This is a genomic window from Enterobacter cloacae complex sp. IR5412, assembly GCF_049237385.1.
Taxonomy (GTDB): Bacteria; Pseudomonadota; Gammaproteobacteria; order Enterobacterales; family Enterobacteriaceae; genus Enterobacter; species Enterobacter intestinihominis.
This window is the reverse complement of sequence record NZ_JBMKHQ010000013.1, coordinates 364-12,021: the sequence shown is the minus strand read 5'-3', so window position 1 is coordinate 12,021 and position 11,658 is coordinate 364. Positions and strand designations below refer to the sequence as shown.

Here is an 11,658-nt window from a genome sequence, read left to right as displayed (position 1 = left end):
CCTTAATTTCTCTTGCAGGACACTGCCATGAACACATCAACTTATAACCGCACGCGTTGGCTGACGCTTTTCGGCACCATCGTTACCCAGTTCGCACTGGGCTCGGTCTATACCTGGAGCCTGTTTAACAGCGCCCTGTCCGATAAGCTCGGCGCACCGATAAGCCAGGTGGCATTCTCCTTCGGCTTGCTGAGCCTTGGATTAGCGATTTCCTCTTCCGTGGCGGGCAAACTTCAGGAGCGCTTCGGCGTGAAGCGCGTAACCATGGCCTCCGGGATCCTGCTGGGCGTGGGCTTCTTCCTGACGGCACATTCAAACAACCTGATGATGCTGTGGCTAAGCGCCGGGGTGCTGGTGGGTCTGGCGGACGGCGCAGGTTATCTGCTGACGCTGTCTAACTGCGTGAAGTGGTTCCCGGAGCGTAAAGGGCTTATTTCCGCGTTTGCCATTGGTTCATATGGCCTGGGCAGCCTGGGGTTCAAATTCATTGACTCCCATCTGCTGGCCTCGGTGGGGCTTGAGAAAACCTTTATGATCTGGGGCGTGATTGTGCTGGTAATGATCCTCTTCGGCGCCACGCTGATGAAAGATGCGCCACAGCAGGAAGTGAAAACCGTTAACGGCGTGGTGGAGAACGATTTCACCCTCGCTCAGTCCATGCGTAAGCCGCAGTACTGGATGCTGGCGGTGATGTTCCTGACGGCCTGCATGAGCGGTCTGTATGTCATCGGTGTGGCGAAAGATATCGCGCAGGGGATGGTAAAACTGGACGCGGCGACGGCGGCAAACGCGGTAACGGTCATCTCCATCGCTAACCTCTCGGGTCGTCTGGTACTGGGTATCCTGTCTGACAAAATCGCCCGTATCCGTGTGATTACGCTGGGGCAGGTCATCTCCCTGGTGGGTATGGCAGCACTGCTGTTCGCTCCGCTGAACGAGGCGACATTCTTTGCAGCAATTGCCTGCGTAGCCTTTAACTTTGGCGGCACTATTACCGTCTTCCCGTCACTGGTGAGCGAGTTCTTCGGCCTGAACAACCTGGCGAAAAACTACGGCGTCATTTATCTCGGCTTCGGTATCGGCAGTATTTGCGGTTCACTGATTGCCTCGCTGTTTGGCGGCTTCTACGTGACCTTCTGCGTGATATTCGCTTTGCTGATTATTTCGCTGGCGCTGTCCACCACGATCCGTCAGCCGCAGCGCGAACTGTATAAAGAAGCGCATGTATGATGCGATGAAAAGAGGCCGCAGGGCCTCTTTTATTTATTTCTAAATCGCTTCCGGACTTGCTATTTTGTAAAAATCTTCATCGATTCACATTCTCTGCTGCCACTTTTCTTCCCTGCTGTGGTCTACTTATCGCGCTTGTAGACGTTTCTGATAACGGTTTCTCTCGCATCTACTTACTCTGTCAGCTTTCTCACTGAGATTCGGCGGGTTTTTATACCCCTTCCCCCAGGGTTGTTTGCATGAAATATATTAGGTCTCTTACCCAGCAAAGATTGTGTCTGATGCTGGCTGTCTATATCGGTTTGTTTCTGAATGGCGCGGTGCTGTTCAGACGAGTGGAAGGTTATTTCGAACACCTCACTGTAAGAAATGGAATTTTTGCCGCGATTGAAGTGTTTGGCTCAATTCTGGCGACCTTCTTCCTGTTACGCCTGCTCTCTCTCTTTGGCCGTCGTACATGGCAAATTCTGGCCTCGCTGGTGGTGATTATCTCCGCCGCCGCAAGCTATTACATGACATTCATGAACGTGGTCATTGGCTACGGTATTGTGGCCTCGGTGATGACCACGGACATCGACCTCTCGAAAGAGGTGGTGGGCCAAGGGTTCATCCTGTGGACGATTCTGACCTGCCTGATCCCGCTCTTCTTTATCTGGAGTAACACCTGTCGCTACACCCTGTTACGCCAGTTGCGTACCCGGGGACAGCGCATCCGCAACGTCGCCGTCGTTCTTCTGGCGGGTCTGCTGGTATGGGCGCCTATTCGCCTGATGGAAAAGCAGCAAAAACGGATCGAAAAAGCGACAGGCGTGGATATGCCAAGCTACGGCGGCGTGGTGGCTAACTCGTACCTGCCGTCTAACTGGCTGTCGGCGTTAGGTCTTTATGCCTGGGCTCAGGCGGACGAATCCAGCGATGTGAAATCGCTGATTAACCCAACCAAAAAGTTCACCTACCAGGCTCCGGCTGACGGGCTGGATGATACTTACGTGGTCTTCGTTATCGGCGAAACGACGCGCTGGGATCATATGGGTATTCTCGGTTATGACCGCGATACCACCCCGAAACTGGCGCAGGAAAAGAATCTGGTGGCATACCGCGGCTACTCCTGCGATACCGCCACGAAGCTCTCGTTGCGCTGTATGTTTGTTCGCGAGGGCGGTGCGAGTGATAACCCTCAGCGCACTCTCAAAGAGCAAAACGTATTTGCTGTTCTGAAGCAGCTTGGATTTAGCTCCGATCTGTTCGCCATGCAAAGTGAGATGTGGTTCTACACCAACACCATGGCGGATAACATCGCCTACCGCGAGCAGATTGGCGCCGAGCCGCGTAACCGCGGAAAGAACGTTGATGACATGCTGCTGCTCTCTGAAATGGAACAGTCGCTGAAAAACCATCCGCAGGGTAAGCACCTTATTGTTCTGCATACCAAAGGGTCACACTACAGCTACTATCAGCGTTACACGCGCGATTTCGCCAAATGGACGCCTGAGTGCGTCGGCATTAACAAGAACTGTAGCAAGCAGGAGTTGATCAATGCCTATGATAACTCGATTCTGTATGTGGATACCTTCCTCAGCCGGGTGATTGACCAGCTTCGCGATAAGAAAGCGATTGTGATCTACGCGGCCGACCACGGCGAGTCCATCAACGAGAAAGAGCATTTACACGGTACGCCGCGTAAGCTGGCGCCACCAGAGCAGTTCCGCGTGCCGATGATCATGTGGATGTCGGACAAGTATCTGGAAAACCCGGACAAAGCTAAAATGTTTGCCCACCTGAAACAGCAGGCAGAGATTAAGGTACCGCGCCGTCACGTTGAGCTGTACGACACTATTATGGGCTGTCTCGGCTATACCTCACCGAACGGTGGGATTAACGAAAACAACAACTGGTGTAAACTCCCTGATAACACCACAAAAGCCGCGCAGTAGCTGGTCTGGCGAGAATATCGCCAGTTGAATGGCTTTTTGAAAATAAGGGATTGACGAGGGCGCACCTCAGCAGTAAGATGCGCTCCGCATTCGGCGAGTAGCGCAGCTTGGTAGCGCAACTGGTTTGGGACCAGTGGGTCGGAGGTTCGAATCCTCTCTCGCCGACCACATTCTAAAAAGGGCTAACCGCAAGGTTAGCCCTTTTTGCATTAACGCGTTACCCCACCCGAGTCCTCAAAATACCCCTTAGCCCTGCTTCCCCCTGCCTGCTTGCGGTTTTGTGACATAATCCATTGTATTTTTTTATATATAGTTTGATCTTTTTTCGCGTTGCTTATGGATAACCTCAGCATTTTTCGCTGTGCGTTTTAACGTTCGCGGTATTTAGTGCTCAGATAATCACCATTCTGTAAGAAAATTTACCCATTCTGAATAAAACTTAATCACTGGGTGTTGCGAAATAGGGAGGGGTTTGTGCTGCAACATGGCGAGTAGCATAAATTTCTCTGCTGAAAACTGGCATTCAGAGTTTTTTTAATCTTTGTTTGCGGTTTCTCACACTCCACGTAAATCCCCGCCACCTGTATTGACGTTTTCACATTCTGTTGACAGATTGTAGGGCACGAGGGGCATTTCAGGGAGGATCTGCGCTGCAACTCAAACGCTCTTCTGAAAGGATTCTCTATCCCTTTTAACGCCCTCGGGCATCACCGACCGGACCGGGTAAAAAATAAATAAAGGTCAGGCGGCGTAACACAACAAAGCAAAACATCACATTGGAGCACAATAATGAGTATTTCCTTGAAGAAGTCAGGGATGCTGAAGCTTGGTCTGAGCCTGGTGGCCATGACCGTCGCAGCAAGCGTACAGGCAAAAACCCTGGTTTACTGTTCTGAAGGCTCTCCGGAAGGCTTTAACCCACAGCTCTTTACCTCTGGTACGACTTACGACGCAAGCTCTGTACCGATCTATAACCGTCTGGTTGAATTTAAAACCGGTACCACGGAAGTGATTCCTGGCCTGGCTGAAAAGTGGGATATCAGCGAAGACGGTAAAACCTATACCTTCCACTTGCGTCAGGGCGTGAAGTGGCAGGACAGCAAAGAATTCAAACCTACGCGCGACTTTAACGCCGACGACGTAGTGTTCTCCTTCGACCGTCAAAAAAATGCCCAGAACCCGTACCATAAAGTGTCTGGCGGCAGCTATGAATACTTCGAAGGGATGGGTCTGCCAGACCTGATTGCTGAAGTGAAAAAAGTGGACGATAAAACCGTTCAGTTCGTGCTGACGCGTCCGGAAGCGCCATTCCTCGCTGACCTGGCGATGGACTTCGCCTCTATTCTCTCTAAAGAGTACGCGGACAACATGCTGAAAGCCGGCACGCCGGAAAAAGTGGACCTGAACCCAATCGGTACCGGCCCGTTCCAGCTACTTCAGTACCAGAAAGATTCCCGTATTCTGTATAAAGCCTTCCCGGGCTACTGGGGCACCAAGCCGCAGATCGACCGTCTGGTCTTCTCCATCACGCCTGACGCATCCGTGCGTTACGCAAAATTGCAGAAAAACGAATGTCAGGTGATGCCGTATCCAAACCCGGCTGACATTGCGCGCATGAAGCAGGACAAAAATATCAACCTGATGGAGCAGGCGGGCCTGAACGTGGGTTATCTCTCCTTCAACACCGAGAAGAAACCGTTCGATGACGTGAAAGTGCGTCAGGCGCTGACCTACGCGGTGAACAAAGAAGCGATCATCAAAGCCGTTTACCAGGGCGCTGGCGTTGCGGCCAAGAACCTGATCCCACCAACCATGTGGGGCTATAACGACGACATTAAGGACTACACCTACGATCCTGAGAAAGCGAAAGCGCTGCTGAAAGAAGCGGGCCAGGATAAAGGTTTCACCGTTGAGCTGTGGGCGATGCCGGTACAGCGTCCTTACAACCCGAACGCACGTCGTATGGCGGAAATGGTTCAGGCTGACTGGGCGAAGATTGGCGTACAGGCCAAAATTGTGACCTACGAGTGGGGCGAGTACCTGAAACGCGCCAAAGCGGGCGAACACCAGGCGGTCATGATGGGCTGGACCGGCGACAACGGGGATCCGGACAACTTCTTCGCGACCCTGTTCAGCTGTGCGGCAGCGAAAGACGGTTCCAACTACTCTCGCTGGTGCTACAAGCCGTTTGAAGACCTGATCCAGCCGGCGCGTGCGACCGATGATCACAACAAACGTATCGAACTGTACAAGCAAGCGCAGGTTGTCATGCACGATCAGGCTCCGGCGCTGATTGTTGCTCACTCCACCGTGTACGAGCCAGTGCGTAAAGAAGTGAAGGGCTACGTGGTCGATCCACTGGGCAAACACCACTTCGAAAACGTGTCTGTTGAATAATAAGTAGGGTGTTCTCCCTCTCCCTGTGGGAGAGGGCAGGGGTGAGGGGCGTGCATGCATCCCCTCACCCTAACCCTCTCCCGAAGGGAGAGGGAATTTACATTTGTGAGCAATACAGACGTCACGCTACTGAGCGTGCGTCATCAGAGAGAATCCGGGTTATGTTGCAGTTCATCCTCCGACGTCTGGGACTGGTTATCCCGACGTTTATCGGTATCACCCTTCTCACTTTTGCCTTCGTCCATATGATCCCGGGTGATCCGGTGATGATTATGGCGGGCGAGCGTGGTATCTCCCCTGAACGTCATGCGCAACTGCTGGCTGAACTCGGCCTTGATAAGCCGATGTGGCAGCAGTACCTCCACTACATCTGGGGCGTATTACACGGCGATTTAGGGATTTCACTGAAAAGCCGTCTTCCGGTGTGGGACGAGTTCGTGCCGCGTTTCCAGGCGACGCTGGAACTCGGCATCTGCGCCATGATCTTCGCGACCGCGGTGGGGATTCCCGTCGGCGTGCTGGCTGCCGTTAAGCGTGGCTCTATTTTCGACCACACCGCCGTTGGCCTGGCACTGACCGGCTACTCCATGCCTATCTTCTGGTGGGGCATGATGCTGATCATGCTGGTCTCGGTGCAGTGGAACCTGACGCCGGTCTCCGGACGTGTCAGCGATATGGTTTTCCTTGACGACACCAACCCGTTAACCGGCTTTATGCTGATTGATACGGCGATCTGGGGCGAAGAGGGCAACTTCATTGATGCGGTTGCGCACATGATCCTGCCTGCAATGGTGCTGGGCACTATCCCACTTGCGGTGATCGTGCGTATGACTCGTTCCTCCATGCTGGAAGTGCTGGGCGAAGATTATATTCGTACTGCCCGCGCTAAAGGTCTGACCCGTATGCGCGTCATCATCATTCATGCCCTGCGTAACGCCATGCTGCCGGTGGTGACCGTTATCGGTTTGCAGGTCGGTACGCTGCTGGCCGGGGCGATCCTGACCGAAACCATCTTCTCCTGGCCAGGCCTTGGACGCTGGTTGATTGATGCGCTGCAACGCCGTGATTATCCGGTTGTGCAGGGCGGTGTATTGCTGGTCGCGACGATGATTATCCTCGTCAACCTGCTGGTCGATTTGCTGTACGGCGTGGTGAACCCGCGTATTCGTCATAAGAAGTAAGGGGCCATCATGTCACAAGTTACTCAAAATAAAGCGGTTACCGCACCGGTGCCAATGACGCCGATGCAGGAATTCTGGCACTACTTCAAGCGCAACAAAGGCGCGGTCGTCGGGCTGGTATATGTTTCCATCATGATCCTGATTGCGGTGTTTGCGAACTTCCTTGCGCCGTATAACCCCGCAGACCAGTTCCGTGATGCGCTGCTCGCGCCACCGGCCTGGCAGGAAGGTGGTAGCCTGACGCACCTGCTCGGTACTGATGACGTTGGCCGCGATGTGCTGTCTCGTCTGATGTACGGCGCGCGCCTCTCTCTGCTGGTTGGCTGTCTCGTGGTGGTGTTGTCGCTGATCATGGGCGTTGTGCTTGGTCTGGTGGCGGGCTACTTCGGCGGCATCGTTGATAACGTCATCATGCGTATCGTCGATATCATGCTGGCATTGCCAAGCCTTCTGCTGGCCCTGGTGCTGGTCGCGGTCTTTGGTCCTTCGATAGGCAATGCCGCGCTCGCGCTAACGTTCGTTGCGCTTCCTCACTATGTCCGATTAACCCGTGCGGCCGTGCTGGTCGAGGTGAACCGCGATTATGTAACGGCATCTCGAGTGGCGGGTGCGGGGGCGATGCGCCAGATGTTCGTCAATATTCTTCCTAACTGCCTTGCACCGCTGATTGTTCAGGCGTCGCTCGGTTTTTCTAACGCCATTCTCGATATGGCCGCTCTTGGCTTCCTTGGCATGGGTGCGCAGCCGCCAACACCGGAATGGGGCACCATGCTCTCCGACGTGTTGCAGTTCGCGCAAAGCGCCTGGTGGGTCGTCACCTTCCCGGGTCTGGCGATTCTGCTGACGGTGCTGGCATTTAACCTGATGGGTGATGGTCTGCGTGATGCACTTGATCCCAAACTGAAGCAGTAAGAGGCACGAGATGGCGTTATTAAATGTAGATAAATTATCGGTGCACTTCGGCGATGAAGGCACACCGTTTCGTGCTGTGGACCGCATCAGCTATAGCGTAAATCAGGGCGAAGTGGTTGGTATCGTTGGGGAGTCCGGTTCCGGTAAGTCAGTGAGTTCACTGGCAATCATGGGGCTGATTGATTATCCCGGCCGCGTAATGGCGGAAAGCCTGGAGTTCAATGGTCAGGATCTGCAGCGCATTTCCGAAAAACAGCGCCGCCAGCTGGTGGGAGCGGAAGTGGCGATGATCTTCCAGGACCCGATGACCAGTCTGAACCCGTGTTACACCGTGGGTTTCCAGATTATGGAAGCCATTAAGGTGCACCAGGGCGGTAACAAGCAAACCCGTCGCCAGCGCGCTATCGATCTGCTAACGCAGGTGGGTATACCCGATCCGGCATCGCGTCTGGACGTTTATCCGCACCAGTTGTCCGGTGGGATGAGTCAGCGTGTAATGATCGCGATGGCCATTGCCTGTCGTCCAAAACTGCTGATTGCCGATGAACCGACAACCGCGCTGGACGTGACCATTCAGGCGCAAATTATTGAGCTACTGCTGGAGTTGCAGCAGAAAGAGAATATGGCGCTGGTGCTGATTACGCACGATCTGGCGCTGGTGGCTGAAGCGGCACACAAAATCATTGTGATGTATGCAGGCCAGGTGGTGGAGACCGGGAGTTCACACGATATCTTCCGGGCCCCGCGTCATCCCTATACGCAGGCGCTGCTGCGCGCGCTGCCGGAGTTCGCGCAGGATAAAGCGCGTCTGGCCTCGCTGCCGGGGGTGGTACCGGGTAAATATGACCGTCCTCAGGGCTGTCTGCTTAACCCGCGCTGCCCGTATGCGACGGATAAATGCCGCGTCGACGAGCCGGAGCTGAACCTGTTAGCTGACGGACGTCAGTCGAAATGCCACTACCCACTCGATGATGCCGGGAGGCCAACACTATGAGTACGCAACAAATGCTGTTGCAGGCCATCGACCTGAAAAAACATTACCCGGTGAAGAAGGGCCTCTTTGCTCCTGAGCGCCTGGTAAAAGCGCTGGATGGTGTCTCCTTTACTCTCGAACGCGGAAAAACGCTGGCGGTGGTAGGGGAATCTGGCTGTGGGAAGTCCACGCTGGGCCGTCTGTTAACGATGATTGAAGTTCCGACTGGCGGCGAGCTTTACTATCAGGGCCAGGATCTGCTCAAGCACGATCCGCAGGCGCAGAAACTGCGCCGTCAGAAAATCCAGATTGTGTTCCAGAATCCGTATGGTTCGCTGAACCCGCGAAAAAAAGTGGGGCAGATTCTGGAAGAGCCGCTGCTGATCAACAGCAACCTGAGCAAAGAGCAGCGTCGTGAAAAAGCGCTGGCGATGATGGCGAAGGTGGGCCTGAAAACCGAGCATTACGATCGCTATCCGCATATGTTCTCTGGCGGTCAACGTCAGCGTATCGCCATCGCCCGTGGTCTGATGCTCGACCCGGACGTGGTGATTGCCGATGAACCGGTTTCGGCGCTCGACGTATCCGTGCGTGCGCAGGTGCTGAACCTGATGATGGATTTACAGCAGGATCTTGGGCTGTCGTACGTTTTCATCTCCCATGACCTGTCTGTGGTTGAGCACATTGCCGATGAGGTGATGGTGATGTATCTGGGACGCTGCGTAGAGAAGGGGACGAAAGATCAGATCTTTAATAACCCGCGTCATCCATATACTCAGGCACTACTGTCTGCGACGCCGCGACTGAACCCGGATGACCGCCGTGAGCGCATTAAGCTGACCGGCGAGTTACCAAGCCCGCTTAACCCGCCGCCGGGATGTGCGTTCAACGCCCGCTGCCGTCGCCGCTTCGGTCCGTGTACGCAGTTGCAGCCACAACTGAAAGATTATGGCGGACAGCTGGTGGCCTGCTTCGCGGTCGATCAGGATGAAAACGGCGAAAAGCCGCATGCATAAAGGAAAAAACCGGCGATAAGCCGGTTTTTTTTACGTCTGAGATCTACTTCCGTAAACGAATCTGGTCAACGGCGTGTTTCTCACTCTTGGTGAGGATCAGGCTTGCACGTTCGCGCGTCGGCAGGATGTTCTCTTTGAGGTTGACGTAGTTGATCTCATTCCACAGCCCGGTCGCCACGTTGATAGCCTCTTCTTCAGAGAGCTGAGCGTAGTTGTGGAAGTAAGAATCCGGGTCGGTGAACGCCCCTTCACGGAACTTCAGGAAGCGGTTGATATACCAGCGTTGCAACAGATCTTCAGGCGCATCCACATAAATTGAGAAATCGACAAAGTCAGAGACAAACACGTGATGCGGATCGTGAGGGTAATCCATCCCGCTTTGCAGTACGTTTAAGCCCTCCAGAATCAGGATGTCGGGCTGCACCACCGTTTTGTCACCATCCGGGATGCGGTCGTAGATCAGATGCGAGTAGACCGGTGCGGTAACATTCGGCACGCCCGATTTTAAATCAGAGACAAACTTTACCAGGCGGTGCATATCATAAGAGAGCGGGAAGCCCTTCTTCTTCATCAGGCCGCGTTCTTTCAACACCTCATTGGGATGCAGGAAGCCGTCGGTGGTGATCAGCTCCACGCTGCGGTGTTCCGGCCAGCGGCTCAGCAGCGCCTGAAGCACGCGCGCGGTGGTACTTTTACCCACTGCCACGCTGCCCGCAATACTGATGATATAAGGAATACGTTGACCGTTCGTGCCGAGGAACTGTTCCAGTACGGCCTGACGACGCAAGTTGGAGCTGATATAAAAGTTAAGCAAGCGAGAGAGGGGGAGATAGATTTCTGCCACCTCTTCCAGGGAGAGATCTTCGTTTATCCCTTTTAGCCGTGCGATTTCACCTTCCGTCAGTGTCATAGGGACGGAGTCACGCAGGGCTGCCCACTGGCTACGGTTAAACTGAAGATAGGGCGTCATTAACGTTTGCTCTTTTTTGCTCATAAGCATGCTTCTGTGAACCATCACGAAACGGCGGGTGCGGGCTCATCACATAGTTAATTTTGGACAATGGGCAGGAGGTTAACACCAGATGAGAGGAATAATAAGAAAAAATATGGGAAAGCGATGCTTAACCGGGCAGGCATCACCCGGGGCTATAGCGTGCCGAAATCAGGCGTTCATGTTGGATTTTTAATCACGAGCGGATGAATTTACAGCGGTTAGCCCTGGTTTCGAATAAAATGTGAGCGAAAGAACGTTTTATGCAATTTTTTAGTTGCATGACTGCGCAGGTCTCCATAGAATGCGCGCTACTTGATGCCGACTTAGCTCAGTAGGTAGAGCAACTGACTTGTAATCAGTAGGTCACCAGTTCGATTCCGGTAGTCGGCACCATCAAGTCCGGTGGGGTTCCCGAGCGGCCAAAGGGAGCAGACTGTAAATCTGCCGTCACAGACTTCGAAGGTTCGAATCCTTCCCCCACCACCACTTTCTGGCAGCGTCAACGCCGCCGGAGCTGGTTGGAAAAATTGACCAGCTCGAACAGAAAAGAGAGAAATCTCTTTTTTTGTTACAGAAAGAACTGGGTAGCCGAGTTTCAGGATGCGGGCATCGTATAATGGCTATTACCTCAGCCTTCCAAGCTGATGATGCGGGTTCGATTCCCGCTGCCCGCTCCAATACGTGCTGATATGGCTCAGTTGGTAGAGCGCACCCTTGGTAAGGGTGAGGTCCCCAGTTCGACTCTGGGTATCAGCACCACTTCACTTCTCCCTCCCTTTCTCTCTGTTTCAATGTAAATGTATTCAACAGTTCAGGCATTTTCGCCTGGTTGATGTGGTGATATCACCGATTTATCCGTGTCTTAGAGGGACAATCGATGTCTAAAGAAAAGTTTGAACGTACAAAACCGCACGTTAACGTCGGTACTATCGGCCACGTTGACCATGGTAAAACAACGCTGACCGCTGCAATCACTACCGTACTGGCTAAAACCTACGGCGGTGCTGCTCGTGCTTTCGAT

The 11,658-nt window shown here is 53.7% G+C and carries 9 protein-coding genes and 5 tRNA genes; 13 read left to right on the top strand and 1 reads right to left on the bottom strand.

Features of this window, described 5'->3' with window-relative positions; all coding sequences use genetic code 11:
- Positions 1–27: 27 nt before the first annotated feature.
- The 8 genes from ACOTX2_RS19365 (at position 28) to dppF (ending at position 9,643) form a co-directional block, all read left to right on the top strand.
- Positions 28–1,230, top strand: a complete 1,203-nt coding sequence (locus ACOTX2_RS19365) for an L-lactate MFS transporter (protein ID WP_023299065.1) — start codon at positions 28–30, stop codon at positions 1,228–1,230.
- Positions 1,231–1,469: 239 nt separating this feature from the next.
- Positions 1,470–3,164 (top strand): kdo(2)-lipid A phosphoethanolamine 7''-transferase, encoded by a 1,695-nt coding sequence (eptB, locus tag ACOTX2_RS19360; protein WP_022646694.1) that lies wholly within the window; start codon positions 1,470–1,472, stop codon positions 3,162–3,164.
- A 91-nt stretch (positions 3,165–3,255) separates the two neighbouring features.
- A tRNA-Pro gene (locus ACOTX2_RS19355) sits at positions 3,256–3,332 on the top strand.
- 621 nt (positions 3,333–3,953) lie between these two features.
- Complete coding sequence (dppA, locus tag ACOTX2_RS19350; RefSeq protein WP_022646695.1) at positions 3,954–5,561, top strand: dipeptide ABC transporter periplasmic-binding protein DppA; 1,608 nt, start codon at positions 3,954–3,956, stop codon at positions 5,559–5,561.
- A 161-nt stretch (positions 5,562–5,722) separates the two neighbouring features.
- A complete protein-coding gene (gene dppB, locus ACOTX2_RS19345; RefSeq protein WP_022646696.1) occupies positions 5,723–6,742 on the top strand; it encodes a dipeptide ABC transporter permease DppB in 1,020 nt (339 codons plus the stop codon).
- 9 nt (positions 6,743–6,751) lie between these two features.
- Positions 6,752–7,654: a dipeptide ABC transporter permease DppC gene (gene dppC, locus ACOTX2_RS19340; protein WP_022646697.1), complete on the top strand. Its 903-nt coding sequence runs from the start codon at positions 6,752–6,754 to the stop codon at positions 7,652–7,654.
- A gap of 10 nt (positions 7,655–7,664) precedes the next feature.
- On the top strand, positions 7,665–8,648 hold the full coding sequence (gene dppD, locus ACOTX2_RS19335) for a dipeptide ABC transporter ATP-binding protein (protein WP_010426220.1): 984 nt from the start codon (positions 7,665–7,667) through the stop codon (positions 8,646–8,648).
- Positions 8,645–9,643, top strand: a complete 999-nt coding sequence (gene dppF, locus ACOTX2_RS19330) for a dipeptide ABC transporter ATP-binding subunit DppF (protein WP_022646698.1) — start codon at positions 8,645–8,647, stop codon at positions 9,641–9,643. The genes dppD and dppF overlap by 4 nt, the downstream gene beginning before the upstream one ends.
- 43 nt (positions 9,644–9,686) lie before the next feature.
- Here dppF and coaA read toward each other — a convergent pair whose 3' ends face one another.
- On the bottom strand, positions 9,687–10,637 hold the full coding sequence (gene coaA, locus ACOTX2_RS19325) for a type I pantothenate kinase (RefSeq protein ID WP_032622068.1): 951 nt from the start codon (positions 10,635–10,637) through the stop codon (positions 9,687–9,689).
- A 317-nt stretch (positions 10,638–10,954) separates the two neighbouring features.
- Between coaA and ACOTX2_RS19320 the strand changes: the two genes are divergently transcribed.
- The 5 genes from ACOTX2_RS19320 to ACOTX2_RS19300 all read left to right on the top strand — a co-directional run.
- Positions 10,955–11,030 (top strand) — tRNA-Thr (locus ACOTX2_RS19320).
- 8 nt (positions 11,031–11,038) lie between these two features.
- Positions 11,039–11,123, top strand: a tRNA-Tyr gene (locus ACOTX2_RS19315).
- Positions 11,124–11,239: 116 nt separating this feature from the next.
- Positions 11,240–11,314, top strand: a tRNA-Gly gene (locus tag ACOTX2_RS19310).
- Positions 11,315–11,320: 6 nt separating this feature from the next.
- Positions 11,321–11,396: transfer RNA gene (locus tag ACOTX2_RS19305), tRNA-Thr, on the top strand.
- A 118-nt stretch (positions 11,397–11,514) separates the two neighbouring features.
- Positions 11,515–11,658, top strand: a 144-nt coding sequence (locus ACOTX2_RS19300) for a GTP-binding protein (protein WP_072112497.1), incomplete at its 3' end; no start/stop codon positions are given.